General features: G+C 67.6%; 28 protein-coding genes and 1 pseudogene. 6 read left to right on the forward strand and 23 right to left on the reverse strand.

Features of this window, described 5'->3' with window-relative positions; genetic code table 11:
- Positions 1 to 6: 6 nt before the first annotated feature.
- Genes BC358_RS15420 through hpaI form a run of 3 tightly spaced genes read left to right on the forward strand, consistent with a single transcriptional unit; the run spans position 7 to position 2,608 of the window.
- On the forward strand, positions 7 to 768 hold the full coding sequence (locus tag BC358_RS15420) for a class II aldolase/adducin family protein (protein WP_079366510.1): 762 nt from the start codon (positions 7 to 9) through the stop codon (positions 766 to 768).
- Positions 765 to 1,799, forward strand: a complete 1,035-nt coding sequence (locus BC358_RS15425) for a 2-dehydropantoate 2-reductase (RefSeq protein ID WP_079366511.1) — start codon at positions 765 to 767, stop codon at positions 1,797 to 1,799. Before BC358_RS15420 ends, BC358_RS15425 begins: the two co-directional genes overlap by 4 nt.
- Positions 1,796 to 2,608, forward strand: coding sequence for a 4-hydroxy-2-oxoheptanedioate aldolase (gene hpaI, locus BC358_RS15430; RefSeq protein ID WP_079366512.1), 813 nt, complete (start codon positions 1,796 to 1,798; stop codon positions 2,606 to 2,608). The genes BC358_RS15425 and hpaI overlap by 4 nt, the downstream gene beginning before the upstream one ends.
- A gap of 8 nt (positions 2,609 to 2,616) precedes the next feature.
- On the opposite strand, the gene BC358_RS15435 is transcribed toward hpaI, so the two are convergent.
- Complete coding sequence (locus tag BC358_RS15435) at positions 2,617 to 3,729, reverse strand: aromatic ring-hydroxylating dioxygenase subunit alpha (protein WP_079366513.1); 1,113 nt, start codon at positions 3,727 to 3,729, stop codon at positions 2,617 to 2,619.
- A gap of 70 nt (positions 3,730 to 3,799) precedes the next feature.
- Positions 3,800 to 4,804: a PDR/VanB family oxidoreductase gene (locus tag BC358_RS15440; RefSeq protein WP_066786799.1), complete on the reverse strand. Its 1,005-nt coding sequence runs from the start codon at positions 4,802 to 4,804 to the stop codon at positions 3,800 to 3,802.
- Positions 4,805 to 5,086: 282 nt separating this feature from the next.
- Between BC358_RS15440 and BC358_RS15445 the strand changes: the two genes are divergently transcribed.
- A complete protein-coding gene (locus BC358_RS15445; protein WP_079366574.1) occupies positions 5,087 to 6,883 on the forward strand; it encodes a sigma-54-dependent Fis family transcriptional regulator in 1,797 nt (598 codons plus the stop codon).
- 6 nt (positions 6,884 to 6,889) lie between these two features.
- Here BC358_RS15445 and BC358_RS15450 read toward each other — a convergent pair.
- The 4 genes and pseudogenes from BC358_RS15450 to BC358_RS15465 all read right to left on the reverse strand — a co-directional run.
- A pseudogene (locus BC358_RS15450) lies at positions 6,890 to 7,387 on the reverse strand (Bug family tripartite tricarboxylate transporter substrate binding protein); the annotation flags it as partial.
- 131 nt (positions 7,388 to 7,518) lie between these two features.
- Positions 7,519 to 8,565, reverse strand: a complete 1,047-nt coding sequence (locus tag BC358_RS15455) for a TRAP transporter substrate-binding protein (RefSeq protein ID WP_079366515.1) — start codon at positions 8,563 to 8,565, stop codon at positions 7,519 to 7,521.
- Between the two features lie 55 nt (positions 8,566 to 8,620).
- Entirely contained in the window at positions 8,621 to 9,307 is a 687-nt protein-coding gene (locus tag BC358_RS15460) for a class II aldolase/adducin family protein (protein ID WP_066786810.1), read from the reverse strand.
- Positions 9,307 to 10,167, reverse strand: a complete 861-nt coding sequence (locus BC358_RS15465; protein WP_079366516.1) for a VOC family protein — start codon at positions 10,165 to 10,167, stop codon at positions 9,307 to 9,309. The genes BC358_RS15460 and BC358_RS15465 overlap by 1 nt, the downstream gene beginning before the upstream one ends.
- Before the next feature lie 98 nt (positions 10,168 to 10,265).
- On the opposite strand from BC358_RS15465, the gene BC358_RS15470 reads away from it, so the two are divergent.
- Positions 10,266 to 11,195: a LysR family transcriptional regulator gene (locus tag BC358_RS15470; protein ID WP_079366517.1), complete on the forward strand. Its 930-nt coding sequence runs from the start codon at positions 10,266 to 10,268 to the stop codon at positions 11,193 to 11,195.
- Positions 11,196 to 11,218: 23 nt separating this feature from the next.
- On the opposite strand, the gene BC358_RS15475 is transcribed toward BC358_RS15470, so the two are convergent.
- The 13 genes from BC358_RS15475 to BC358_RS15535 all read right to left on the reverse strand — a co-directional run bounded on the left by BC358_RS15475 (position 11,219) and on the right by BC358_RS15535 (position 21,798).
- On the reverse strand, positions 11,219 to 12,016 hold the full coding sequence (locus BC358_RS15475) for a 2-keto-4-pentenoate hydratase (protein ID WP_079366518.1): 798 nt from the start codon (positions 12,014 to 12,016) through the stop codon (positions 11,219 to 11,221).
- A 10-nt stretch (positions 12,017 to 12,026) separates the two neighbouring features.
- A complete protein-coding gene (locus BC358_RS15480; RefSeq protein ID WP_012478198.1) occupies positions 12,027 to 12,218 on the reverse strand; it encodes a 2-hydroxymuconate tautomerase in 192 nt (63 codons plus the stop codon).
- 17 nt (positions 12,219 to 12,235) lie between these two features.
- Entirely contained in the window at positions 12,236 to 13,213 is a 978-nt protein-coding gene (locus BC358_RS15485) for a tripartite tricarboxylate transporter substrate binding protein (RefSeq protein WP_079366519.1), read from the reverse strand.
- A gap of 12 nt (positions 13,214 to 13,225) precedes the next feature.
- Positions 13,226 to 14,263 carry a 4-hydroxy-2-oxovalerate aldolase gene (dmpG, locus tag BC358_RS15490; RefSeq protein ID WP_079366520.1) on the reverse strand — a complete coding sequence of 346 codons (1,038 nt, stop codon included), beginning with the start codon at positions 14,261 to 14,263 and terminating at the stop codon, positions 13,226 to 13,228.
- 103 nt (positions 14,264 to 14,366) lie between these two features.
- Complete coding sequence (locus BC358_RS15495) at positions 14,367 to 15,281, reverse strand: acetaldehyde dehydrogenase (acetylating) (RefSeq protein ID WP_079366521.1); 915 nt, start codon at positions 15,279 to 15,281, stop codon at positions 14,367 to 14,369.
- Between the two features lie 32 nt (positions 15,282 to 15,313).
- Positions 15,314 to 15,907 carry an antibiotic biosynthesis monooxygenase gene (locus BC358_RS15500; protein ID WP_079366522.1) on the reverse strand — a complete coding sequence of 198 codons (594 nt, stop codon included), beginning with the start codon at positions 15,905 to 15,907 and terminating at the stop codon, positions 15,314 to 15,316.
- 25 nt (positions 15,908 to 15,932) lie between these two features.
- The gene (gene dmpH, locus BC358_RS15505; RefSeq protein WP_079366523.1) at positions 15,933 to 16,721 is read right to left on the reverse strand and encodes a 2-oxo-3-hexenedioate decarboxylase; all 789 of its coding nucleotides are present in this window, start codon (positions 16,719 to 16,721) and stop codon (positions 15,933 to 15,935) included.
- Between the two features lie 19 nt (positions 16,722 to 16,740).
- Positions 16,741 to 17,526, reverse strand: a complete 786-nt coding sequence (gene dmpE, locus BC358_RS15510) for a 2-oxopent-4-enoate hydratase (protein ID WP_079366524.1) — start codon at positions 17,524 to 17,526, stop codon at positions 16,741 to 16,743.
- 25 nt (positions 17,527 to 17,551) lie between these two features.
- Positions 17,552 to 18,412, reverse strand: coding sequence for an alpha/beta fold hydrolase (locus tag BC358_RS15515; protein WP_079366525.1), 861 nt, complete (start codon positions 18,410 to 18,412; stop codon positions 17,552 to 17,554).
- Positions 18,409 to 19,863 (reverse strand): 2-hydroxymuconic semialdehyde dehydrogenase, encoded by a 1,455-nt coding sequence (locus tag BC358_RS15520; RefSeq protein WP_079366526.1) that lies wholly within the window; start codon positions 19,861 to 19,863, stop codon positions 18,409 to 18,411. The genes BC358_RS15515 and BC358_RS15520 overlap by 4 nt, the downstream gene beginning before the upstream one ends.
- A gap of 22 nt (positions 19,864 to 19,885) precedes the next feature.
- Positions 19,886 to 20,317: a heme-binding protein gene (locus tag BC358_RS15525; RefSeq protein WP_079366527.1), complete on the reverse strand. Its 432-nt coding sequence runs from the start codon at positions 20,315 to 20,317 to the stop codon at positions 19,886 to 19,888.
- A 143-nt stretch (positions 20,318 to 20,460) separates the two neighbouring features.
- On the reverse strand, positions 20,461 to 21,405 hold the full coding sequence (locus BC358_RS15530; RefSeq protein WP_079366528.1) for a catechol 2,3-dioxygenase: 945 nt from the start codon (positions 21,403 to 21,405) through the stop codon (positions 20,461 to 20,463).
- 21 nt (positions 21,406 to 21,426) lie between these two features.
- Positions 21,427 to 21,798, reverse strand: a complete 372-nt coding sequence (locus BC358_RS15535) for a 2Fe-2S iron-sulfur cluster binding domain-containing protein (protein WP_079366529.1) — start codon at positions 21,796 to 21,798, stop codon at positions 21,427 to 21,429.
- A 126-nt stretch (positions 21,799 to 21,924) separates the two neighbouring features.
- Here BC358_RS15535 and BC358_RS15540 point away from each other — a divergent pair, with 126 nt between their 5' ends.
- A complete protein-coding gene (locus BC358_RS15540) occupies positions 21,925 to 22,845 on the forward strand; it encodes a LysR substrate-binding domain-containing protein (RefSeq protein ID WP_066786854.1) in 921 nt (306 codons plus the stop codon).
- On the opposite strand, the gene BC358_RS15545 is transcribed toward BC358_RS15540, so the two are convergent.
- The 4 genes from BC358_RS15545 to BC358_RS15560 are packed head-to-tail and all read right to left on the reverse strand — an operon-like array spanning position 22,832 to position 26,091.
- Positions 22,832 to 23,893 carry an NADH:ubiquinone reductase (Na(+)-transporting) subunit F gene (locus BC358_RS15545; RefSeq protein WP_079366530.1) on the reverse strand — a complete coding sequence of 354 codons (1,062 nt, stop codon included), beginning with the start codon at positions 23,891 to 23,893 and terminating at the stop codon, positions 22,832 to 22,834. The two genes, BC358_RS15540 and BC358_RS15545, sit on opposite strands and share 14 nt — an antisense overlap.
- A gap of 7 nt (positions 23,894 to 23,900) precedes the next feature.
- On the reverse strand, positions 23,901 to 24,257 hold the full coding sequence (locus tag BC358_RS15550) for a phenol hydroxylase subunit P4 (RefSeq protein WP_066160088.1): 357 nt from the start codon (positions 24,255 to 24,257) through the stop codon (positions 23,901 to 23,903).
- Positions 24,254 to 25,798, reverse strand: a complete 1,545-nt coding sequence (locus BC358_RS15555) for an aromatic/alkene/methane monooxygenase hydroxylase/oxygenase subunit alpha (protein ID WP_079366531.1) — start codon at positions 25,796 to 25,798, stop codon at positions 24,254 to 24,256. The genes BC358_RS15550 and BC358_RS15555 overlap by 4 nt, the downstream gene beginning before the upstream one ends.
- Before the next feature lie 23 nt (positions 25,799 to 25,821).
- The gene (locus BC358_RS15560; protein ID WP_079366532.1) at positions 25,822 to 26,091 is read right to left on the reverse strand and encodes an MmoB/DmpM family protein; all 270 of its coding nucleotides are present in this window, start codon (positions 26,089 to 26,091) and stop codon (positions 25,822 to 25,824) included.
- Between the last annotated feature and the right edge of the window lie 3 nt (positions 26,092 to 26,094).

Raw genomic sequence — 26,094 nt, forward strand, 5'->3', positions numbered from 1 at the left:
GACACCATGGCCGACGCTTTCCTCAAACCCGCCCGCTTCAGCGACGCCGAATGGCAGGCGCGCGTGCAGCTGGCCGCCTGCTACCGCATCTTTGCCCACCTGGGCTGGGCCGAGCTGATCTACAACCACATCTCGCTGCGCGTGCCGGGGCCGGACGACCACTTCCTCATCAACCCCTTCGGCCTGCACTACACCGAAGTCACCGCGTCCAACCTGGTCAAGGTCGATGTGGACGGCCACATCATCGGCAACGACGACTGGCCCATCAACCCGGCCGGCTTCACCTTCCACGGCGCCATCCACGCCACCCTGCCCGACGCGCACTGCGTGATGCACGTGCACACCACACCGACCATGGCCGTGTGCTGCAGCGAAGAGGGCCTGAGCTACACCAACTTCTACGCTGCGCAGCTGTACGGCCAGGTGGCGTACCACGACTTCGAGGGCATCACGGTGCACCGCGAAGAGGGCGCGCGCATCCTCGCTTCAGCCAATGGCAAACGCGTGCTGCTGCTGCGCAACCACGGTCCGGTGGTCATCGGCCACACGCTGCCGCAGGCGTTCAACCTGATGTGGCTGGTGCAGCGCGCCTGCGAGATCCAGGTGGCCTCGGCCACGCTCGGCCAGCTGCGGCAGATTCCGGTGCCGGTGCTCGAAGGCTGCGTGCGCGATTCCCTCAACTTCAACCCGAAATACGGCGCCGGCGAAGACTCCTTTGCCGCCATGCAGCGGCTGATCGACCGCATCGACCCGGGGTACCGCGCATGAGTGATTCGCCCAGCTTCAAGAAGGTCGCCATCGTCGGCGTCGGCGCCATCGGCGGCCTGTTCGCCGGCTGGCTCGGTTCGCGCCTGCCGGCCGGTCAGATCCAGCTCTCGGCCGTGGCGCGCGGCGAGACCCTGCGCGCCCTGCGCGAGCGCGGCCTGGTGTGGGTCGATGCCGACGGCGCCGAACACAGCGTGGCGGTCAACGCCAGCGACGACGCGGCGAGCCTGGGCGTGCAGGACCTGGTGATCGTCTCCGTCAAAGGCCCGGCCATGCCGCAGGTCGCACCCGCCGTGCGCGCGCTCATGAGCCCGCACACCGTGGTCCTGGTCGCCATGAACGGTGTGCCCTGGTGGTTCTTCGACGGTCTGCCGGGCGAAGCCGCGGGCCTGCAGCTCAAGGCGGTGGACCCGCTGGGCCTGACGGCGCAGCACATCCCCACGGCGCAGGTCATCGGCTGCGTGGTGCACGCCAGCGCCACCGCGCCCCAGCCGGCGCGCATCGAGCGCATCAAGAACAACCAGCTCATCCTCGGCGAGCCCGCGGGCGGAACATCTGCCCGTGTGCAGGCGCTGGGCGAACTGCTCACGCAGGCCGGTTTCGGCGTCACCGTGTCCGAGCGCATCCAGCGCGACATCTGGTTCAAGCTCTGGGGCAACATGACCATGAACCCGGTCTCGGCCATCACCGGTGCGCCCTGCGACCGCATCCTGGACGACGAACTCGTGCGCGGCTTCTGCAGCGCCGTGATGCGCGAGGCGCAGGCCATCGGCGCGCGCATCGGCATCCCCATCGACCAGAACCCCGAAGACCGCCACGCTGTCACGCGCAAGCTCGGCTCGTTCAAGACCTCGATGCTGCAGGACGTGGAAGCCGGCCGCCCCATCGAACTCGACGCGCTGGTGGGCGCCGTGCGCGAGATCGGGCGGCACCTGGGCGAAGCCACGCCCAACATGGACGCGCTCATGGGCCTCACCAGATTGATGGGCCAGATGCGCGGCCTCTACCCAGAACCGACGAAGACACCGCAATGAAGACCCCCCAGAACACCTTCCGCGATGCCCTGAAAGCCGGCAAGCCGCAGATCGGCTGCTGGGTCGGCTTCGCCTCGCCCGATGTGGCCGAGGCCCTGGCCGGCTGCGGCTTCGACTGGCTGCTCATCGACGGTGAACACGCGCCCAACGACCCGCGCACCGCGCTCGACCAGCTGCGCGCGGTCGCCCCTTACACCAAGACCCACGCCGTCGTGCGCGCGGTGCAGGCCGACGTGGCCCTCGTCAAGCAGTACCTCGACATCGGCGCACAGACCCTGCTGATCCCGATGATCGACACCGCCGAGCAGGCCGCGCTCATGGTCCAGGCCATGCGCTACCCGCCCGAAGGCATCCGCGGCATGGGCGCGGCGCTGGCGCGCGCCTCGCGCTGGAACCAGGTGGACGACTACCTCAACCAGGCCAACGGCCAGATGTGCCTGCTGGTGCAGGCCGAGACCGTGACCGCGGTGAACAACCTCCAAGCCATCGCCGAAACCGAAGGCGTGGACGGCGTGTTCTTCGGCCCGGCCGATCTGTCGGCCAGCATGGGCTACCGCGGCCAGCCCGGCCACCCCGAGGTGCAGAAGGTCATCCTCGACGGCATCGCCACCGTGCGCGCCGCCGGCAAGGCCGCCGGCATCCTCGCCACCGACCCGGCACTGGCGCAGCAGTACCTGGACGCGGGCGCGTTGTTCGTGGCGGTGGGGGTGGACACGACGCTGCTGGTGAAGGCGGCGAGCGGCCTGCGCCAGCGCTTTCTGCCGGACGGCGCGGTCGCCGCCCGGCCCCAGGCCAGCGGCGGCTACTGACCCAGCGCTCAGCCGCGTCTCTGCTGGGCGATCAGCCGGGCCAGCAGGCGCCTCACCCGCACGGGCGCCGCGTCGTTGCTCATCAGCACCGGGTTGAGCGAGAAGAAGTCGCTCGTGTTCATCTCCTTCTGCACGGCTTCGATGATCGGGCCGTCCTCGGTGACGAAGGCGTTGTGCATGGCCTCGATCTTCATCTGGTTGTACTCGCCGTCGTCCACGATGTGGTTGCGCCGTGTGGCAAAGAAGTAGTGGGTTTCGGTGGCGCTGGCGGGTGTGCAGGTGTGCAGGTCGTACTGCCCCACGGTGTCGTTCAGGTCGAGCTGGCCTTCGCCCTGGATTGCGCCCACGCTCAACTGGATGTTGGCCGGCGCGCTCCAGGTGATGTCGAAGAAGCCGCGCGCCTCGGCCGCCGGGTCGGGCAGAAAGTTGGCGAATATCATCATTGCGGGGGTCTGGCGCCATTCCCAGCGCGCGTTGACGGTGTCGTTCTCTTCCTTGACCGGCGGGATCAACGGCGAGAGCTGGCCGCGCGTGGTGATGATCTCGCCGTGCACGTGGTCGATGTGGCTCAGGTCCATCACGTTGTCCACGATCAGCTCGTAATGCGCCTTCATCGGCATGTAGGTGTGCGCCACGCCGGAGGCCGGGCCGTTGTCGAGCGCCGAGAAGTCGGGCAGTTTCGCCGTGTCGGCCGGCTCGTCGCCCATCCAGATCCAGACGAACCCGTACTTCTCCAGCAGCGGGAAGGTGCGGACCTTGGCGGCAGCGGGAATGCGCCCGGTGCCGTGCGGGTTGTGCGTGCATTGGCCGCTGCAGTCGAAGCGCAGTGCGTGGTACTTGCACACCACGTCGTCCCCCTGGCGCTCGCCCATCGAGAGGGGCACGAAGCGGTGCGGGCAGCGGTCGTGCATGGCGACGGGCGTGCCGTCGGCCTTGCGGTACATCAGCACCGAGGTGTCGAGCAACTGGCGTGTGAGCATGGCTTCGGCGCCCAGCTCGCGCGACATCGCCGCGACGTACCAGCAGTTCAGCAGGTACGGCGTGTCCGGCTTGCCCACGGGGTTGCCGCTGGGATGGGTGTAGATGGGGATCGGGGCGGTGGTTCGGGTGGGGGCGTCCATGTTGTCTCCTGTTTGTGCTTGCGGGAATGAAGGCCGTTGCCGGCCGGGTGGGGGAAAGGGGGATGCGGTTTCAGTGGTGCGCCAGCACCAGCAGCGGGCTGTGCGAGCGCGAACAGCAGGGCGTGAAGTGGCCGGGGTCGGCGTGTTCTGCGGCGGTGTAGAACTGGTCGCGGTGGTCGGGCTCGCCGGCCACCAGCCGCACGCTGCAACTGCCGCAGATGCCTTGTTCGCACGACAGCGCCAGCGCAATGCCGGCGGCCTCCAGCGCCTGCGCGACGCTGGTGCCCGGCGGCACCGGCACCCGCTGGCCCGTGGGCTGCCACTCGACGGTGAACGCACCGTCTGCCGCCTGCGCGCCCGCCGCATGACCGGGCGCCGCGGAAAAGTGTTCGGCGTGCACGCGGTTGGCCGGCCAGCCCAGTGCCTGCGCGCGCTCACGCACATGGCCGATGAAGCCCGCCGGGCCGCACACCCAGACCTGGGTGCCGTGAGGTGAGCGGCTGAGCAGCGTGTGCGCATCGAGCTTTTGCGCGGGCGGCCCGTCGTCGTGGTGCAGGTGCACGTGTGCGGACCACGGGGCTGTCTGCAAACGCTGGCGGAACGGCAGCCGCGCGGCGGAGCGGGCGCAGACGTGCAGTGCAAAAGACCGCTGCTCTGCCCAGAGCTGTTCGGCCATGGCCAGCAGCGGCGTCAGGCCGATGCCACCGGCCAGCAGCAACGTGTGCGGGCACGGGGCCAGTGCAAAAGCGTTGCGGGGCCGACTGATGGGCAACGTGGTGCCGACGTGCAGGGCCTCGTGCACGCAGGCAGAGCCGCCGCGCCCGGCGGGCTCGCGCAGCACGGCGACGAGGTAGCGGCCGCGCTCGTGCGGCGCGTTGCACAGCGAGTACTGGCGCACCAGCCCGTTGGGCAGGTGCAGGTCGATGTGGGCGCCGGCGTCGAAGGCGGGCAACGCATCGGGGGCTTCGTCGGTGGGCACCAGTGTGAGCGCCACCACGTCCTCGGCCTGCACCTCGCGGTGCGACACGCGCACGCGCAGCAGGCCGTTGGCCGCGGCGGCTGTCGGGTTGTTCATGTGTTGTCTCCGTCGTTGTGATGGCCGCTGCACCACCCGTTGGGCGCGGCCTTTGTGGCCTTGCTGTGCAAGCGTTGTGCCATCGCGCGAACGGCTTGGAACGCTTCGGCAAGCCGTTGTCGCGCAACGGTTTTTTGGAAAACGGGGGTAAACCATGATGGCGTGGGAGAGGGTCGGTCTTCAGGATTTGCGGAAACACCGGCTGGCGCCGATTTCGGGAATTGCTGAAACCGATGCGGCGCTCAAGAACGGTTGCCGACCTTTTCGACACCCCACGCCACCATGCTCCAGACCCCTGCCATCGATCCCGCCAAACTGCTGGCAGGCCACCTGCATTTCTCGCCCGACGCGGGCCACATCCAGCTGTTCGACCAGCGCATGCTGCTCATGCAGGCCGAGTCGTTCGCCGAGCTGCGGCGCGAACTCATCGTCAGCCTCGGCACCGCGAAAACGCGCGCGCTCATGATGCGGCTGGGCTACCAGCAGGGCTTCGACGACGGGCAGCGGGTGCGAGAGCAACTGGGCGGGGCCGACCCCGCCGACGCGCTGGTGCTGGGGCCGCGCTTGCGCGAGATGGAAGGCTTTGTGCGCAACCAGCCGGTCGACGCCATGCAGGTCGACATCGCGCAGGGCCAGTTCTGGGGCGACTACTACTGGAGCGCGAGCTGGGAGGCGCAGGCCCACCTCGCGCACTGCGGCGTGAGCGGCTCACCGGCTTGCTGGACCATGGTGGGGTATGCCGACGGCTATTGCACGGCCGTGACCGGCATGCCCATTCACTGGCGCGAGGTGGAGTGCGTGGCCATGGGGCACGCGCGCTGCCGCGTCATCGGTCGGCCGCTGGTGGAATGGCAACGGGAAGCGCCCCAGGGTGGCGAAGACGACACCGACTACCTGCAGGTCGACACCTTTGTGGACCGTGTGGGGCACCGCCGTTCGTGGTCGGTGCCGGGGGCTCATACCGCCGCCGCGGCATCGGCAGGTCAGCCCCGTGCCGCGCCCGCGGGCGCGGTGGCCGACCCTGGTGAGAATCTGGGCGGCTTCGTGGGGACCTCGGCCGGGTTTCGCGCCGTGGCCCATCTGGTGCGCCGCGTGGCGCCCACCCACTCGACGGTGCTCTTTCGGGGCGAGAGCGGTGTCGGCAAGGAATGCTTCGCGCGGGCGCTGCATTCCATCAGCCCGCGCGCTGCGGGACCGATGATCGCCATCAACTGCGCCGCCATTCCCGCCAACCTGGTCGAGGCCGAGCTGTTCGGGGTCGAGCGCGGGGCGTATACCGGCGCCGACCGCGCGCGGCCCGGGCGCTTCGAGCGCGCCGATGGCGGCACGCTGTTTCTCGACGAAATTGCCAGCTTGAGCCTGCCCGCACAGGGCAAGGTGCTGCGCGCGATCCAGGAGCGGGAGTTCGAGCGCGTGGGCGGTACCGAAGTGCGGCGGGCCGACGTGCGCATCGTCGCCGCCGCCAACGTCGACCTGCGCAAGGAAGTCAGCGAAGGGCGCTTTCGCACCGACCTGTTTTTCCGCCTCAACGTGTTCCCGATCGAGATCCCGCCGCTGCGCGAGCGGCTGGAAGACATCCCGCTGCTGGTGGCACTGTTCCTGGAACGCAGCGTGCGCCGCTGCAGCAAAGACGTGAAGGGTTTGAGTCCGCAGGCTTACGCCGCGCTGTGGGACTACGACTGGCCGGGCAATGTGCGCGAGCTGGAAAACATGATCGAGCGCGGCGTTATCCTGGCGGAGGAGGGCGGCAGCATCGATGTGCAGCACCTATTTGCCGGGGGCGAGACCTTGCGCGGCACCACCTGGGGCCTGGGGCCGGCGGGCGATCTGGTGCGCGCCGGCGGGCATGGCCACGCCGCGCCCGGTTTCCCGGGGCCTGGCGACGATTCGGCGGGCGACCTGCCCAGCCTGGTGGACCGGCTGCTGGACCAGCAGGCCGCGTTCACCGACATCGAGGCCATGCTGATCGACCGCGCCATCGATCGCTGCGGCGGCAACGTGTCGGCGGTGGCGCGGCTGCTGCAACTGCGGCGCGGCCAGGTGGAGTACCGCATCAAGCGGCGTGAAGCCGGGGGCTGAGGCCGGTCACATCGGCTTGATGTTGGCCTGTTTCACGACCTGCTTCCAGCGCACGATTTCCTGCTCGATGTAGGTCTTGAATTGCTTGGGCGAGCTGGGCACCGGTTCGGCGCCGAACTTGGCAAGCTGTTCGGTGATCTGCTTGTCCTGCAGACTGGCGTGAATGGCCTTGTTGAGTTTGTCGACCACCGCAGGCGGCAGGCCGGCGGGGCCGACAACGCCGAACCAGGCCGGGCTGTCGATTTCCGGGAAGCCCGCCTCCCGCATGCCCGGGAGGTCGGGCAGCAGGGGCGAGCGTTCCTTGCGCGTGAGCGCGATGGCCTTGATCTTGCCGGTGGGCAGGTAGGTCAAGGCGGTGCTCAGCGATGTTTCGATGAACAGCGTCACGCTGCCGGCGAGCAGGTCCTGCGCCGCCGGGGTGGTGCCGCGGTAGGGGACGTGCGTCATGCGGATGCCTGCGGCTTGGTTCAGCGATTCGCCCACCATGTGCCCGACCGAGCCGAGGCCCGCAGAAGCTTAGGTGACCTTGCCCGGGTTCGCTTTGGCATAGGCGACCAGGCCTTTGAGGTCGTCGAAGGGGGCATCCTTGGTGGCCAGGATCACGCCCGAGGCGGCGTTGCGCCAACCCCCTCACCTCACTGTCCCTGGGCTTTCTCAATCAACTCCTTCGCCGATTGGAGCAGCGCCGCACCGTCCAGCCCGCGCTTGCCGATCTCGGTCACCAGTTCGTCGTCCAGCCGGTCGGTGGCCTTTTTCCAGGTTTGCAGTTCGCTGGCCGAGAGGGTGTAGATCGGGTTGCCGGCCTGTTGCACCAGCTTGCGGCCGGGCACGTCGGCTTCGTGAATCATCTTGCCGACCCAGGCGGAAAACGCCGCGCCGCTGTTGGCGTCAATCACTTTCTTCAGGTCGGCGGGCAGGCTTTCGTAGCGGGCTTTGTTCATGGCCAGCACAAACACCTGCGCATACACCGCGTTGGACTTGGGGTCGCTTTCGGTGGTGAACTTGGTCAGCTCGTGCATCTTGGTGGCCTGCACCACTTCGTAGGGCGTCAGCGCACCGTCGATCACGCCTTTGGACAGCGCTTCGGTCACGGCGGGCAGGGGCATGCCCACCGGGGTGGCGCCCAGGGCCGCGAGCATCTTGGTGGTCTGGCGCGTGGCACCGCGCATCTTCAGGCCTTTGAAGTCGGCCAGGCTCTGGATGGGTTTGCTGCGCGTGTAGAAGTTGCCCGGGCCGTTCATGTGAAAGGCCAGTGGCTTCACTTCGCGGTATTCGGCCGCGTTGTAGCGGGTCTGGAACTCCCACAGCGCGCGGCTGGTGGCCTCGGGTGTGGTCATCATGAACGGCAGTTCAAAGATTTCGGTCACCAGGAAGCGCCCGGGCGTGTAGCCGGGAATGGTCCAGATCACGTCGACTATGCCATCCTTGACCTGGTCGTACAGCTGTGGCGCCGTCCCGCCCAGTTGCATGGACGGGAAGATCTTGCACTTGATCTGGTCGCCCGATTCCTTGGCGATCTTGGCGCACCAGGGCTCCAGCACCTTGGCCTGGATGGGCGCGCCCGCCGGCAGGAAGTGGTGGACCTTGAGGGTGATCTCTTCGGCCTGCGCGGCTGTGCCCAGCAGGGCGGCGGTGGCCAGCGCGCCCAGCAGGCGCAAGGTTGGGGGGGTGCGTGGGTTCATGGTTGTCTCCGGTGTTGTCAGAACATTTTGTGAAAGGGAATCGAGGCCAGGGGAATCAGGGGGGAAGGGGCTCGGGGTCGTTGCGCAGCAGGTATTCCCACACCCGCTCGGCAATGCGGCCGTCCCAGGTGGCGCGTTGGGCGGCCACTTCGGTGCCCAGCACGGGCGCGGTGTCGGCCAGGCCGCTCGACAGGGCGGCCAGCTCCACGCGCGCGGCGTCTTCCAGAAACCAGGCCAGGGCCACGGCGCGCTCGGGCGTTTCGGCCACGGTGACGGCACCGTTCACGTTCAGGACCAGGCCCGGGTGCGGTCCGAGCAAAGCGGCCACCTGTTCGGCCGCGGTGTCGTTGCGCACCAGCGCGGCGTCTGGCCACAGGGGAACGCCGGCCTGGAAGTAGCTGCCAAAACCGTGGCGCGCACGCGGCACGCGGCCCAGCGCGGCCAGCGCGGTGATCTGCGGCGGTATGAAGCGGCAGATGGCCTGCACGTCGGGCCGGCGCCGGTAGATCTGCTGGTGCAACCGCACCTCGCCCAACACACCGGCCGGCAGCGCGCCATTCACCGGCACCACCGTGCCGGCTTCGCCCACGCCGACCATGGCCATGGGGCGGGCGGCGCACACCAGTAAGTGGCCGGTGTCGAGCCGCACGCTGCAGTGACCGAACGGCCCGGACAGGCCGTTGTTGCCCAGCGCGCGCGCCATGCGGCGCACGGTCAGCTCGGCTGGTTGTGGCGCGGCCATCAATCGCGGAACTCCGCGATGTCGGGCTTGGAGCCCCACATGCAGAACGACGAGGGATGCAGCGGAAACTGGCGGGGGCGGTAGTTCTCCAGGTCGCCGACGATGTGCCGGTCGCTGTTGGAGTACTCGAAGATCACCTCGTCGTGGCCTTCGAAGTAGACGAAGTTGCCGCCCGATGTGGGGTGGCGGCCGGGGCCGAAGACGATGCGGATGTCCTGACTCTGGAGGAAGTACCACGACTTCATGATGTCGTCGATCTCGGCGACCTGGAAGTTGATGTGCTGGATGCCTTTGCGCTGCGATGCGAACAGCGCCATCTGGTGGTGCCGCGGGTTGACGCGCAGCAGTGGGCAGGGGCCGATCCAGTCGCTGACCATGGCGTTGAAGTGCTGCAGCCAGAACGACTGGTCGCGCGCCGGGTCGGTGGTGCACAGGCCCACATGGCCGAGGCCGGTGATCCCGGCATCGCGCGAGGGGAAGTAGCGCTTGCCCGCGTCGTGTGGCCGGGCGACGATTTCGATGCGGTTGCCCGTGGGGTCGTTGAACCAGATGAAGGCCTCCACATGCCGGTCGGCCGCTTCTTCGGCGGTGCCTTGCCCGCAGGGCACGCCGGCCGACTGCAGTTGCGCGAGCGCGGCACCGAGCTGGCTCCAGTCCTTGATGTCGAAGGCCACGGTGTGGTCGCCCGGTTCGCCCTGGAAGTAGCAGACCGCGTGGTGGCTGGCGCTGCTCTTGAGGTAGAGCCGGTCGGCGGTCCGTTCCACGGCCTGCAGGCCCACGATCTCGGTGCAGAACTTTTGCGCACCATCCAGATCGCGCGTGCCCAGACGCACGTAGAGGATGTCTCTGAGGTTGATCATCTTGTCTCCTGTTGTTGGCCCGGTGAATCTACCGACGCAAGGGGTTGATGACCTAACACCTGGGGTGATCCTGGGTATTTGCCCTGAAAATACCGAGGATGAAAAATGACGTGGACCTGAACCTCTTGCGCGTGCTGTGCACGGTGCACGCCACGCGCAATGTGTCGCGTGCGGCGGACGAGCTGGGCATGACACAGTCGGGCGTCAGCAACGCCTTGCGCCGGCTGCGCACGGTCTTCGCAGATCCCTTGTTTGTGCGGTGTGCCGACGGTATGCAGGCCACCGCGCGGGCGCAGGACCTGATCGACCTGATCGGGCCGGGCATGGCAGACATTCAGTCCGCACTGGCGACCGAGACCGCGTTCGATCCGGCGCAGTCCACGCGCCTGTTCCGTATCATGGCCAGTGATCTGGCCCAGATGGTGTTGATGCCGAAATTGCTGGCCCGGGTGGCGCCGTTGGCGCCGAACGTGCGCTTCGAAACCGTGGACGCCGGCCCCGAGGACGGACGCCGTGGCATGGAAGGTGGCGCCATCGACCTCGTGTTCGGCAACTGGCCCGCCTTCGGCCTCGACTTTCACCGGCAGGTGCTGTTCAAGGAGGTGTTCCTGGTGCTGATGCGGGAGGACCACCCGCTGTCGCAACGGCGGCTGACGCGCAGTGCCTACCTGAACGCCAAACACGTGGACTACCGGCCCGGCGGCGTGACCTACCAGTCGCTCAAACAGGTGCTGGACAAGGTGCTGAAAACGCAGAACCGCCAGCGCGATGTCACCTTCACGGCGGCACATGCGCTGGGGTTGACCTCGGTGCTAAGCGAGTCCGACCTGCTGCTGACCTTGCCGAGCCGCCTGGTCAGCGCCATTCAGGTCGGGCGCAAGCAACTGGTGGCACGGCCGCTGCCCGTGGCCAGCCCGGAGATGCCCATCACGCTGCAGTGGCATGCGCGCGTGCACCGCGACCCGAGCGTGATCTGGCTGCGCCGGGTCATCGCGGAGCTGTTTGATGAAAGCCGTACCGCCCGGTGACGCGCTGTGCGCGCGCAGCCATCTCAGCGGCGGGCAACGGACACCTGCACCGACCGCGCGTCCGCAAACGAAAACGTGGCAGACAGCTGCCCGCCTGTTGCCAGCGGGCATGCGGCCGTGAGCCCGCCGGTGATCACGAGATCGCCGGCCTCCAGCCGCTGGTCGAAAGCCGCCAGCGCCCGCGCCAGGCGTGCCACCGCATCCAGCGGGTGGCCGTCGGCGTCGGCGCCCTTGCCCTGGCCCAGCTCCGTGGCCCCGTCGGACAGCCGAACCGCCACCGTGTCGAGCGCCATCAGATCGGCGAGCGGGAGCCGCGGCCCGATCACGACCTGGCCGGCGGACGAGTTGTCGGCGGTGTTCTGTTCGAGGTTGAAGCGGTAGCCGGTCCAGGTGGAGTGCACGACTTCGAGGCAGGCGTAGGCGCCCTCCACGGCGGCGGCCACGGTGTGGCGGTCGACGGGCGCCTGCCGCGCGTCGAGTGCGGTCTCCAGGCGCAGCCCGATCTCGGGCTCGACCCGCGGCTGCACCAGGCGCTCGTGCACCGCGTCGCCCGAGCCGAGCAGCATCCAGTCGGTCAGCGGCCCGAAGTTGGGCCGGTCAATGCCCATCTGGCGGCGCATCACTTCCGACGTGTAGCCCAGCTTCCACCCGACCACGCGCTCACCGGCGGCGAGGCGCAGGCCGAGCAGCGCGCGCTGAATGGCGTACGCGGTGGCGAGGTCGGGCGTGCCGATGGTGGCTTCGGCGTCCAAGGTGCGCCCGGCCTGTCGGGCGGCCCAGATGCGTTCGGCGGCCGCGGCTACCGCGCCGGGCGTGGTCATGGCGCGGGCCCTAGCGGCCGAGGTCTTTGGCGCTGACGCCCGCGATGCCCCAGTTCTCCTTGGGCATTTCGTGGATCCAGACGCGGATGGTTTCCTTCTTCGCGTCGGTGGCCTCGTGCAGCGCCTGGGTGACCTTCTCGATCACGGCCTTCTTCTGCTCGGGCGTGCGGCCTTCGAGTATGTAGATCTGTGCGAACGGCATGGTGGTGGTCTCCCGGGTCAGTTGGCTTTGATGTCCAGCTTGCGGATCAGGGAACCCCAGCGGTTGTTCTCGGCCTTGATGAAGGCGTCGAACTCCTGGGGCGTGGTGACGCGCAGGTTGCCGGAGATGTTGTCGAACGCGGCCTGGGCCTCGGCGGTCTTGGCGCCTTTGGCCCAGGCGTCGTGCAGCTTCTGCACGACGGCGGCCGGGGTGGCGGCGGGGGCGACCAGGCCGAACCAGGTCTCCACCGCGAAGCCGGGGTAGCCGGACTCGGCCACCGTCGGCACGTCCGGCAGGGCCTTGGCGCGCGTGGGCGAGGTGACGGCCAGCGCCTTGAGCTTGCCGCTGCGGATGTGCTGCAAGGTGGTGGCCAGCGAGCTTTCCATGCTCATGATCACCGTGCCCGAGAGCAGGTCCGGCACGATCTGGCTCGACCCCTTGTAGGGGATGTTGGTGAGTTCGATGCCGGCCACCGACTGCAGCAGCTCGGCCGCCAGGTGGTTGCTGGTGCCGATGCCGGACGTGGCGTAGCCGAGCTTGCCCGGATTGGCCTTGGCGTAGGCCACCAGACCCTTGAGGTCGGCGAACGGTGCGCTCGGGTGCACGACGATCACGCAGGGCGTGGTGCCCACCAGCGAGATCGGGGCGAAGTCCTTTTCCACCTGGAACGGCAGCTTGTCGTAGAGGTAGGGCGCGATGGCCAGGCTGCTGATGGCCGACAGCCCGATGGTGTAGCCGTCCGGCGCGGCCTTGGCCACCGCGTCGGTGCCGATGTTGCCGCCGGCGCCGGCCTTGTTCTCGACCACGAAGGACTGGCCCAGGGCGTCGCCCATGGCCTTGGCCGCGGTGCGGCCCATGATGTCAGTGGGTCCACCCGGCGGGAAGGGCACGATGAGCTTGACGGGACGGGTGGGGTAGGCGTCCTGCGACCAACCAGCGGTGGGTGCCAGGGCCAGGCCGGCCCCCACGGAGGCGATGAAATCTCTGCGTTGCATAGGGTGTGTTCCTCAGGCTGCTTTTTTCTGTTGGCGGGCATCGCGCTCGCGGGCCATGGTCATGGCGGTGTCTTCGATCATGTCTTCCTGGCCGCCAACCATCTTCTTGCGGCCGAGCTCGACCAGGATGTCGCGCGCCGACAGGCCGTACTTGACGGCGGCGCGTTTGGCGAACAGCAGGAAGCTGCCGTACACGCCGGCGTAGCCCAGCGTGAGCGCGTCGCGGTCGATGCGGATCGGGAAGTCCATGATGGGGGTGACCAGGTCTTCGGCCACGTCCTGGATCTTCCAGACGTCCACACCGGTCTGCACGCCCATACGGTCGAGCACGGCGACCAGCACCTCCATGGGCGTGTTGCCCGCGCCCGCGCCCAGGCCGGCGGCTGCGGCGTCGATGCGGGTGGCGCCACATTCGATGGCGGCGACCGAGTTGGCCACGCCCATGGCCAGGTTGTGGTGGCCGTGGAAGCCCAGCTCGGTCTCGGGCTTGAGCGCGTCGCGCACGGCCTGCAGGCGGGCCTTCACGTCGGCGGGCAGCATGTAGCCGGCCGAGTCGGTGATGTAGATGCAGTTGGCGCCGTAGCCCTCCATCAGCTTGGCCTGTTTCACCAGGCCTTCGGGGCTGTTCATGTGGGCCATCATCAGGAAGCCCACGGTGTCCATGTCGAGCTTTCGGGCGTAGGTGATGTGCTGTTCGCTCACGTCGGCTTCGGTGCAGTGCGTGGCCACGCGGATGGTGTGCACGCCCAGGCCGTGCGCCATCTTCAGGTGGTCGACGGTGCCGATGCCGGGCAGCAGCAGGGCCGAGACCTTGGCCTGCTTCATCAGCGGGATCACGGTGCCCAGGTACTCCTCGTCGGAATGGGCCGGGAAACCGTAGTTGACGCTGGAGCCGCCCAGGCCGTCGCCGTGCGTGACCTCAATGAGCGGCACACCGGCGGCGTCCAGGCCGCAGGCGATGCTCTTCATCTGGTCGAGCGTCATCAGGTGGCGCTTGGGGTGCATCCCGTCGCGCAGGGTCATGTCGTGCAGGGTGATTTTGGTGCTCATGTGAATCTCTTTCGGATGTCTTTTCGAGGGCTGCCGCAGAACCGGCTTTGCCGGGCTGCAGGCTGCGCCCCCTGCAAGGGGGTGACGCGAAGCGGCGCGGGGGTTAGGCCATGCTTGGTTCGAGCACGAGCTCGCCCTTGAGGATTTCTTCGGCGAACATCTCGGCGGTGCGCGCGGCGGCGGCGGTCATGATGTCCAGGTTGCCGGCGTACTTGGGCAGGTAGTCGCCCAGGCCCTCGACCTCCATGAAGACCGAGACGCGCTGGCCGTCGAAGACGGGGCCGTTGACCAGCTTGTAGCCCGGCACGTACTTCTGCACTTCCTTGATCATGTCGTGCACCGACTTCGTGATGGCGGCCTCGTCGGGCGTGCCTTCGACCAGGCAGTGCACCGTGTCGCGCATGATCAGCGGCGGCTCGGCCGGGTTGATCACGATGATGGCCTTGCCCTTCTTGGCGCCGCCCACCTTCTCGACCGCGCCGGCCGTGGTGCGGGTGAACTCGTCGATGTTCTTGCGCGTGCCGGGACCGACCGATTTGGACGACACGGTGGCGACGATCTCGCCATAGCTCACCGGCTGCACGCGGCTGACGGCATAGACCATGGGGATGGTGGCCTGGCCACCGCAGGTGACCATGTTCACATTCATCTCGCGCTGGCCGACGTGCTGCTTGAGGTTGACCGGCGGCACGCAGTAGGGGCCGATGGCGGCGGGCGTGAGGTCGATCATCATCGCGCCCTGCTCATTGACCTTGCGCGAGTTCTCGGCGTGCACGTAGGCGCTGGTGGCGTCGAACACGATCTGCACGCCGTCGGCCTTCATGTGCGGAATCAGGCCGTCCACGCCTTCGGCGGTGGTCTTGATGCCCATCTCCTTGGCGCGCTTGAGGCCGTCGGAGTTGGGGTCGATGCCGACCATCCACACCGGTTCGAGCACCGGGCTGCGCTGCAGCTTGGCCAGCAGGTCGGTGCCGATGTTGCCGGGCCCGATGAGGGCGCACTTGATTTTTTTCGTCATGGGTTGACTCCTGGAGAAATTGAAAAGGGGGCTCAGGTGGGCGTGCGGCCGGGCTCATGGGCGTGCAGCCAGCCGGACAGCCAGCGGGTCAGGCGCGGCGCCACCACCCAGGTCATGAGGACCACCACCAGCACGGTGATGACCATGGTGCGCGGCACCAGCGGCCAGTCGGCCAGCAGCGGCGCCACGGTGAGGAACAGCAGCAGCACGGTCGGGAAGATGCCCAGCCAGGTCACGACCGCCACCTTCCAGCGCGGCGGCGGCGCCTTGGTGGTGCTGCCGGCCGGCGCGAACCAGTAGTCCAGCCCGCTGACCCGGCGCATTTCCTGCGCGCCGATGGTGTGCGGGGCGACTTGCGCGAGCCAGTGCGAGCGCTCGGGCGAGTTCTGCCAGGCGGCCAGGTGCGCGTCGTTGTCGAAGGCGAAGACCACGTGGTAGAGCAGGGGCTCGTCGCCGCTGCCGGCCTCGCCGGGCCGCACCAGCTGTCCGCCCAGGTGGCCGGGGAAGTGGGTTGCCGCATCGATCATGCCGGCCATGGCCGCCTCGAAGCCGGCCACCGCACCGGGCGCGACCCGGCGCGTGACCAGCACGGTCACGGCGCGCGAAGGGGTGGCGGGTGCGTTCATGGGCGCAGGCTTCGCAGGGTGGTGCTCAGACGAAGCGCATGCCGACCGTGCCCAGGTCCTGGAAGCGCACGTTCACGCTGTCACCGGCCTGCACCGCGATGGCTTCGGTCACGCCACCGGTCATGATGAAGCTGCCCGCCGGGATTTCCTGCCCGCGCGCGCCCAGGTGGTTGGCCAGGGCGGCGATGGCGGCGGCCGGGTGGCCCATCACGGCGGCGCCGGCGGCCATGGCCACGATCTGGCCGTTTTTCTCCAGCACCACGCCCAGCGTGCGCAGGTCCAGCTCGTCCACGCGGCGGGCACGGCCGCCGATGACGAAGCGCGAGGCCGAGGTGTTGTCGGCGATCACGCTCTTGAGGTCGAACTTGAAGTCGCGGTAGCGGCTGTCGATGATCTCCACGCCGGGGATCACGAAGTCGATCGCGGCCATCACGGCGCCGACATGGCAGCCCGGGCCCTTGAGCGGCGCCTTGGTGACGACGCAGATCTCGGCCTCGACCTTGGGGTGGATGAGTTCGGAGGTCTTGATGTCGCTGCCTTCGGCGCAGGCCATGTAGTCGCTGACGAAGCCGAAGACCGGTGTGTCCACGCCCATCTGCTTCATCTTGGCGTAGGAGGTCAGGCCGCACTTGAGGCCCACCGTCTTGTGGCCGCGTCCTTCCTTGCGCGCGCGGATCAGGTCCTGGATCGCGTAGGCGTCGTCCCAGTCCATGTCCGGGTGGTCGTCGGTGATCTTGGTGACGTCGTGCGCCTTCAGCTCGGCGTTTTCCAGGTGCTCGGCCAGTTGGGCGAGGGTGTTCTTGTCGAGTTTCATGTGGTTGTTTCCTTCCCGCTCAGGCGACGAAACGCACAGACGTGCCGCCCAGGCCGCCGACGCTGCAATACAGGCTGTCGCCCGCGACCACCGGCACCAGCGGCGACTGCGAGCCCGAGAGGATGATGTCGCCGGCCTTCAGGCCGATGCCCAGGCGGCCGAGCGTGTTGGCCAGCCAGGCGACCGCGTTGACCGGCGAGCCCTGCACCGATGCGCCGCAGGACGTGCTGATGATTTCGCCGTTCTTTTCGAGCACCATGCCGGCCAGCGCGAGGTCGAGGTCGCGCGGGCTCTTGCGCAGGCCGCCGAGCGTGAGCACGCCACACGACGCGTTGTCGGCCACGGTGTCCTGGATCTTGATCTTCCAGTCCTTGATGCGGCTGTCGACGATCTCGAAGCAGGGCATCACGCAGTCGGTGGCGCGCAGCACGTCGGCCGCGGTCACGCCCGGGCCTTCGAGGTCGCGCGCCAGGATGAAGGCGACCTCGGCCTCGGCTTTGGGCGCGATCATGGTGCTCACGGAGATGGGCTGGCCTTCGTTGTAGACCATGCCCGAGAGCAGGTGGCCGAAGTCGGGCTGGTTGACCTTGAGCATGTCCATCACGACCTTGCTGGTCACGCCGATCTTCTTGCCGACCACATGTTCACCGGCGTCCAGGCGGCGCTGGATCATGCGCAGCTGGATCTGGTAGGCGTCCTCAATGGTGATGTCCGCTTCGCGGTCGGTGAGCGGAGCGACGGGTTGGCGGTCGAGCAGCGACTGGTACAGCTCGTCGCCGTATTGCTGGATCTTCTGTTTGTCCATGATGCGTATCCGATGAGTGAAAAGGTCAGGCGGCGGCCCGGGCGTCGGCTTCGGCGAGGAAGTTCGACACCAGCTGGACGAAGCGTGCGGCGTGTTCGATCTGCGTCCAGTGGCCGCAGTGGCCGAACACGTGCAGCTGGCTGTTGGGAATCCACTGGCTCAGCGTCAGCGAGGTCTGCAGCGGAATCACCTGGTCTTCGCGGCCGTGCACGATCAGGGTCTCGTGCGGCAGCGCGCGGATGGCGGCCTCGGGGCTGGCCATGGCGTCGACCCAGCGCTGGCGCGGGGCGGGGAACATGGCCGAAAACGATTCCTGGAAGCCGGGGCGGACGCTGGCCTGGTAGCGCAGCTCGGCCAGCTCGTCGGTGATCAGGCCCCGGTTGTGTGCGAACACGTCCATGATGCGCTTCATGTTGTCCAGCGACGCCTCGTAGCCCCAGACCGCGTCCAGGCCCGGCGTGATCGGGAAGGGCACGCCGACCGAGCCCATGAGCACCAGGCGGCGCACGCGCTGGGGCGCGCGGATCGCCAGCGCCAGCGAGAGCGCACCGCCGAAGCTGTTGCCCACCACGTCGGCCTGCTCCACGCCCATCGCGTCCATCACGTCCAGCGCCTGCTGGACCCAGGTGTCCATGTTGTAGGTGATGCCGGCCGGGCGGTCGGAGTAGCCGAAGCCCACCATGTCGGGCGCGATCACGCGGCGGTCTCGTGCAATCACCGGCATGGCGAGGCGCCAGTTGGCCCAGGCGCTCACACCCGGACCGGAGCCGTGGATGAACAGCACCGGAGGCTGTCCCGGCTTGGAGCTGCCGAGGTCGTGCACGTTGGTGTTGAACGCGCCCGTGCGGACGCTGCAGGCGACTTCGGGGTTGTGAGGGGCGTTCACAGTTTCACCATCACGTTTCTGAGTTCCGTGTAGAACTCCAGCGAGTGCACGCCGCCTTCGCGGCCGATGCCCGAGGCCTTGCTGCCGCCGAAGGCGGTGCGCAGGTCGCGCAGGAACCAGCTGTTGATCCAGCACAGGCCGACTTCGATGGCCGCGGCCATGCGGTGGGCCTTGCCCAGATCCTGCGTCCACACGGTGGTGGCCAGGCCGTAGTCGGTGGCGTTGGCCAGGGCAATCGCTTCCTCTTCGGTGTCGAAGGGCGCGATGTGGCAGCAGGGGCCGAAGATCTCTTCGCGGATCACGCTGGCGCTCTCGGGCAGGCCGGTCCAGATGGTGGGCTGCACGAAGTGGCCGTGGGCGTACTCACCCGTCATGGCCGGTTCGCCGCCGCCGGTGACGACGGTCGCGCCCTCGGCCTTGGCCTTGGCGTAGTAGCCCATGACCTTCTGCTTGTGTTCGGCCGAGATCAGCGGGCCGATGCCCACGCCCGGCATGTCGGGACCACCGATCTTCAGGCCCTCGGCTTTTTCCTTCAGCGCGGCGACGAACTTGTCGAAGATCGGGCGCTGCACGTAGACGCGCTCGGTGCCCAGGCAGACCTGGCCGCAGTTCTCGAAGGCGCTGCGCGTGATGCCGGCGATCGCCTTGTCGAAGTCGGCGTCGGCGAACACGATGCCGGCGTTCTTGCCGCCGAGTTCGAACGAGACCGGGCGCACGCCCTTGGCGGCCGCGGCCATGATGGCCTCGCCGGTGCGGGTCTCGCCGGTGAAGGTGATGCCGTTGACGCCCGGGTGCTTGGTGATGAATTCGCCGGCCGAGCCGGGGCCGAAGCCGTGCAGCACCTGGTACACGCCCTTGGGCACGCCGACCGCGTTCATCACCTCGCCCAGCAGGGTGGCGGTTGCGGGGGTTTCTTCCGAGGGTTTGACGATGACGGTGTTGCCGCAGGCCAGGGCCGGGCCGACCTTCCAGGTCATCAGCAGCAGCGGCAGGTTCCAGGGGCAGATCACGCCGACCACGCCCAGGGGCGTGCGCAGACCGTAGCTGATGGCCGTGCCGCCGTCGGGCGTGGTCATCTGGAAGCTCTCGGTCGGCACGTTCTTGACGATGTCGGCAAAGATCTTGAAGTTGGCGGCGCCGCGCGGGATGTCGATGTGCGAAGCCAGCGAGCGCGGCTTGCCGGTGTCGGCCAGTTCGGCGGCGAGGAAGTCGTCGAAGCGGCGGTTGATCTCGTCGGCCACCGCGTGCAGCAGTTCGGCGCGCTTGACCACGCTCATCGTGCCCCACTCGCCCTTGAGCGCGGCGCGGCCCGCGGCCACGGCCGCGTCGACCTCGGCCTGACCGGCCTCGTGCACCAGACCCACGACCTCGTTGGTGGCCGGGTTGCGGTTTTCGAAGGTCTTGGCGGTGGCGACGAAATCGCCGTTGATGAAGTTCAGGAACTGTTTCATGGTGTGTGGATGAAATGAAAAATCAATCGAGCCCCAGGGCCTGCAGGCCGGCGCGGGCGCAGGCTTCGTCCTGCTCGGCCGAGCCGCCGGAAACACCGATGCCGCCAATGCGCTGGCCGTCGGTCACGACCGGCAGGCCGCCGCCGAACAGCACCAGGCGCTGGCGCTGGTTCAGGCCGATGCGCAGCAACTCGTCGTCACCGATGACGCCGCCCCATTGCGATGTGGGAAAGCCGAAGCTCGCGGCGGTGTAGGCCTTGTCGATCGCGATGTCGATCGAATGCAGGAAGGCATTGGGCATGCGCAGAAAAGCGGCCAGCGTGCCCGAGGCATCGGTCACGGCCACATTGATGCGAATGCCCAATGCCTCCGCGTGCGCCACCGCCGCCTGACAGGCCATCGAAGCCGCCGACGCGGTGATGACGGAAGAGGGAACAGAGAGAGCGGATGTCATAAGAAGAAGCGGCGAGAGAAAGGTGACTCCGGTTCGAGGGGCACCGAGGAACCGGCTCCGCCGGGCCTCAGGTGCCGTCCCCCCTCCCAGCGCCGCAGGCGCGCCAGAGAGGGGGGAAGCCGCGAAGCGGCGCAGGGGGGAGATCAGGTATAGACCTCGGTGAAAGACGGCACCAGATCACCCGTGTGATAGAAAATCCCGCTGCCCAGCTGGTCTTCGGTCCAGGTTGTCACCGGCCGGTCGCGCTGGGCCAGGTAGCCCAGGCCGGCGAAGGTCTCATTGCGGTTGCCGCTGGGATCGAAGAAGTAGATGGTTTCGCCGCGCGTGATGCCGTGGCGGGTGGGGGCCACGTCGATGCGCGTCTTGGTCTTGGCCATCACGTCGGCGGACTTGAGCACGTCGTGCCACGAGTCCAGGAAGAAGGCGATGTGGTGCAGGCCGCTGCGCGGGCCGCCCACGAAGGCGATGTCGTGCGGCGTGGTGGTGCGGGCCATCCAGGTGGCCGCCTGCATGTTGCCTTCGGGTCCGACCAGCACCTGCTCGGTCAGGAAGAAGTCCAGCGCCTCGGTCATGAAGCGGGTGTTGTCGGCCACGGTGTTGATGCCGGCCTCGGGATTCATCTCGCACATCAGCAGGCAGTGGTCCAGCCAGTGAGCGCCCGCGCCTTTGAGGCCGTCCGGCCACGGGTCGGGGTTGGTGGTGCCGACCTCGGTGCCCACGTACTCCTTCATGGCGTACAGGCGCATCTCGTGGCCGCTGGGCAGGTTGAACTGCAGCATGCGGCCGGTGGAAGGCAGGGTGCCTTCGGGCAGCACGGTGGTCTTTACGCCCCAGGCTTCGACCTTCTTCTGCAGCTCGTCGAGGTCGCTGTCCTTCTCGACCTTGTAGGCCAGGTGGTTCATGCCGGCCTGGTCCGACGGCGTCAGGATCAGCGAGTACTTGTCCCACTCGTCCCAGCACTTGAGGTAAACGTTGCCGGCCTTGTCCTTCATGGTGGTCTTCATGCCCAGCACGTTTTCGTAGTGCCTGACCGCGGCGTCCATGTCCATCACTTTCAGGCTCGCGTGCCCGATGCGCATCACACCCATGTTGTGTCTCCTGGTGGTTGGTTACTGCTGCTGAATCGAAGGGCTGGCAGTCGCAGACTCTGCGCGCCCCTTGGAAAACGGTTTTCTCAACTTGCCGGCCACTTCGAGGTTCACCGGCGTCTGGGGCGCCACGCGGCAGGCCAGCGTGTAGCCCTGGTTCTCTTCGTCGAGCGTCACGTGTGCACGGCTGATCGGCCCCAGGGCCTTGATCTGTCCCTCGACGATGCGGACCTTGCAGACCCCGCAGCCGCCGTTGACGCAGCCCACCGGGATGCCCTTGCGGCCGAGCCGGACCATGCCCGTCAGCAGGCTTTCGTTGCCGGCACAGGGATAGGTCTCGTCCGTCTGGGCGACGTGCACGGCGAACTTGGGGCGGGAATCAAACAGGGACATGTCTCAGTTCTTCTTCAACGCAGCAGCTTCAGCTGCCAAAGATAGGGCGGAGCGGTCATACCGTCCAATACCGAATTTTTGCGACCCTATACTGGTGAGGTATTGCGAACCGAACCAGGAGGCCCCATGGATCTCAAAGACATGCGCCAGTTTCTGGCGGTCGCCGAAGAGCGCAACTTCACCCGCGCGGCCGAGCGTCTGCACATGGCGCAGCCGCCGCTGTCGCGCCAGATCAAGGCGCTGGAAGACGAGATGGGTGCGCCGCTGTTCCTGCGCACGCCGGCCGGTGTGGAGCTGACCGAGGCGGGCCAGGCGCTGCTGGACGAGGTGCCCAACCTGCTGCACCTGGCGCAGCGCGCGGCCGAGCGCACGCGGCGCGCGGCGCAGGGCCTGACCGGACAGCTCGACGTGGGCATCTACGGCTCGGGCGTGCTGGACGTCATTCCCCGTGTGCTCGCGAAGTTCCACGCGCAGCGGCCCGAGGTGCGCATCGCGCTGCACAACCTCACCAAGTCCGAGCAGCTGCAGGCGCTGCGCGAACGGCGCATCAGCGTGGGCTTCAACCGACTGGTCCCGCCCGAGCCGGACCTGGTGGTCGAGTCGGTGCTGCGCGAGCCGCTGCTGGTGGCGATGCACGAAGCGCACCCGCTGGCGCAGCGCAGGCAGGTCGGGATGGCCGACCTCGACGGGCTGCCCATGATCCTCTACCCCAACGAGGCCATCCACGGGCTGGCGCAGGAAGTGGCCGAGGCCTTCCGCCAGGAAGGCGTGCGGCTGGCGGTCGAGCAGGACGTCGAGGACGTGGTGACGGCCGTGGCCCTGGTGGCCAGTGGCTTCGGGCTGACCATCGCCACCCGGTCGGCCGCCAGCCTGCGCCTGCCGGGCGTGGTGTTCGTGCCCTTGCGCAGCCGCCACCTCAAGGACCTGGAGTTGAGCTGCCTCTACCGGCGCGGCGATCCGTCGCCGGTGCTGGCCATGTTCCTGGAGGTGGTGCGTGCGCATGGGAAGAGCGAAACGAAGGGCGGCAACGGCCTCAGACCTGCCTGAACAGCGGGCTGCGGGCGGCCTGCGCGTCGGCCGCCGAGAGGAACTTCTCGGTGTAGATGTCGCGCTCGAACAGACGTCCCTGCATCAGGGTGGAGATGCAGGCCTCGATCATGGGCGGCGGCCCGCACAGGTAGGCTTTCTGGCCCGCAAAGCTGCCGCCGAAATGCGCCTTGGCCGCTTCGTGCACGAAGCCGCGGAAGCCGTCCCAGTCCGAGCCCTCGGGCTCGTGCGAGAGCGCCGGCACGTACGTGAAGTTGGCGTGCTGTTCGGCGAGCGCGCGGAACTCGGCGTCGTAGTACAGCTCCTCGTGCGAACGCTGTCCGTAGACCAGGGTGATGGGCAGCGTGCAGCCGCGCGAGAGCAGATCCACGATCATCGAGCGCGGGCTCGACAGCCCCGAGCCGCCGGCCATGAACAGCATCGGCTGGCGCGCCGACTCGCGCACGAAGAAACGGCCGTAGGGGCCGGCCACGCGCAGGCGGTCGCCGGCCTTGAGCTGCTCGTGCAGCCAGGTGGTGCCGGCGCCGCCGGGCAGCTTGCGCACGTTGAGCTCGATGCCCTTCGTGGCGGCCACGTCGGCGGGCTGATTGGCGATCGAGAAGGCGCGGCTGCCCACACCCGGGATCTCCACCTGCACGTACTGCCCCGCCTGGAAGTCGATGGCCTTGTCCAGCTGCAGGTGGATCGCCTTGATGGAGGGCGTGAGGTCCTCGACGCGGCTGACCGTGGCCGCGAAGTCGCGCACCGGGATCACGCGCGCATCGGGTTCCTCGTCGATGTCGGCCTCGATGGTGGTGTCGGCCTGCAGCGTGGCGCAGCAGGCCAGGGTCTTGCCGTCGTCGCGCTCGAAGTCCATCAGCGCGAACGGGTTGGCCGCGCCGTGGTCCACCTCGCCATCGCAGACCTGCACCTTGCAGGTGCCGCAGAGGCCGTGGCCGCAGGCGTGCGGCAGGTAGAGACCCTGCCGCAGCACCGCGTCCAGCACCGTCTGGCCTTCTTCGACCTCGATGGTCGCGCCCAGCGGCTCGATCGTCAGTTGGTAGCTCATGGCCGGATCAGCTGAACGAACCTTTGATCCCTGTGAGCCCAGGGGTTCTGAAGCGGATCGCGTCCTTGTGCACCAGGCCGTTCTCGGCCAGCGACTTGGCCGGGTCGGGCGTCCAGGGCTGGCCGTTCTTCTTCCACTCGACCTGGGCCCAGTCGATCTTGGCGAAGTCCGGGTGGTAGCCGTAGATGCCGGGCAGCACCGCGGCCGACAGCGCGCCGAACGGGGTGTCCGGCGGCAGCGGCAGGCAGAAGGGGGCGCAGAACATCAGGTGGTCTTCCCAGCCGATGTAGAGCAGCGGGGCGGGGAAGTTCTCGCGCACATCCCTGGGCGTGAACTCGTAGGGGGCGATGGCGACGACGCTCATTTCGTGTCTCCTTTCCACATCGCAAAGTTCTTCTGGTCTTCCGAACCTTCGAAGTCGAAGTTGTCGCGGCCGACTTCCATCTCGTAGTACTTGAGCACGGCCATCAGCGGGTCGAAGCCCTCGGCGGTCGGGTCGGTGCCTTCGGGGAAGCAGTGGCCCTGGTAGATCTGGTGCACCGGCAGCCAGCTCTGCACGTACTTCTCGGGCTCGTGGTCGAAGATGCTCTTGCAGTGGTCGCTGCAGAAGTGGTACTTGTAGGCCTTGTAGTCGCTGTCGCGGTAGCAGATCTTGCTGGGGTCACCCTCTTCGGTGAACAGCATCGGGACCTGGCAGGTGGTGCACAGCATCGGCAGCGTCATGTTGTAGAAGCGCTTGCCTTCGGCGGCCTGGTCGCGCCAGAACTCCCAGCGCGGTCGGTAGTACTTGTCGAAGGTCTCGGGGTACTTCTCGCTCAGCCAGGCCAGTTCGTCTTCCTTGGGCACCCAGGTGTGGAACGGGGCGGCGCCGTTGTAGTTGTAGAAGGTGGCCCAGGCCTGGTGGCTGATGTGGTCCTTGCCTTCGCAGGCCTGCTTCCAGCCGGCCGGCTCGCGGATGCCGTAGCGCGCCAGGTCCTTGAACAGGGCGCCGCCGTTTTCTTCGGCGTACATCTCCCAGGCTTCCTTCCAGCTCATCACGCGCTTGGGCAGCATGTAGTCCTGCATCATCGCGACCAGGGTCAGCAGGCGGTAGCCGCGCCAGAACCACTTGTCGATCCAGCGCTGCACGATGGGCACGTTGTCCGGGTCCTGCTCCAGCAGGAACTTGATGCACTCGATGCCCAGCGTCATGTGGCGGCTCTCGTCGCTCTGCGCGCTGAAGCCGAAGGTCACGGTGGACATGTCGCCGTTGTGCGCCGCGCCGCTCATGAAGGGCACGAACAGCAGGTTGGTCAGCACGTACTCGAAGCTGAAGCTGACGGCGGTGAGGAACTCGAACGGACCACCGGTGCAGGCGTCTTCGAAGAAGGACTTCGGCACCGACAGGTACCACACGCGGTCGTACCAGTGGTTCGAGTGGTGCATGCCGTTGAAGTACTTGTTGTAGTGGCTGATCGCGTGCGTCTCGGTCTGGTAGTGGCGCAGCTCGTCGATGGACTGCATCTGCGCCGCGACGCGGGCGCCTTCGCCGGTGAACTGGCGGCCCACGTGGGCGAAGCCGCGGTGCGCGTAGTACTCCAGCGGCGTCACGCCCTGGATGAACAGCTTGAGCGCGTTGACGTAGCGCGCGTCGGACACGCCGAGCTGGCCGTTGTTCTGCGCGAAGGCCTCGATGACGGCGTAGAGCTTTTTCTCCTTCTCGCCCTGGTACTTCCAGTAGGCGTCCATGGTCAGGCGGAACGGGTCCTGCCACTTGTCCCAGTCGTGGATCTTGATGCCCTCGTACTTGTCGTACGGGAACACCTTGTCCATTGGCTGGTAGCTGGTCTCCCAGCCCAGGCCGCGCGTCATGGCGGCGTAACGTTCCTTCAGGCCGAGCTTCTTGCTCGCAACTCTCGTGTCCATGCGTGTCTCCTTCTGCTCGTGATTCAGTGTTTCCAGCTCAGCGTGAGCTGGTCGTCGTCCTCGTCGATGTGGCCCGAGAGGGTGACGAGGTTGACGTGGATGGCCTGCAGGTCGAAGGGCCGGCCGGTCAGGCCCTCGATGGTTTCGCGGCGGATGGTCAGGCTGCCGGGCGCGTTGATCTTGACCAGGCCGGTCGGGTGGGTCAGCACCGCGTTCGGGTTGTCGGCCACGATGGCGTCGATCACCGGACGGGACTCTTCGTTGTGCTGGAAGGCGATGAATACGTCGGACATGTT

It is taken from the genome of Hydrogenophaga sp. H7 (genome assembly GCF_002025745.1).
Taxonomy (GTDB): Bacteria; Pseudomonadota; Gammaproteobacteria; order Burkholderiales; family Burkholderiaceae_C; genus Hydrogenophaga; species Hydrogenophaga pseudoflava.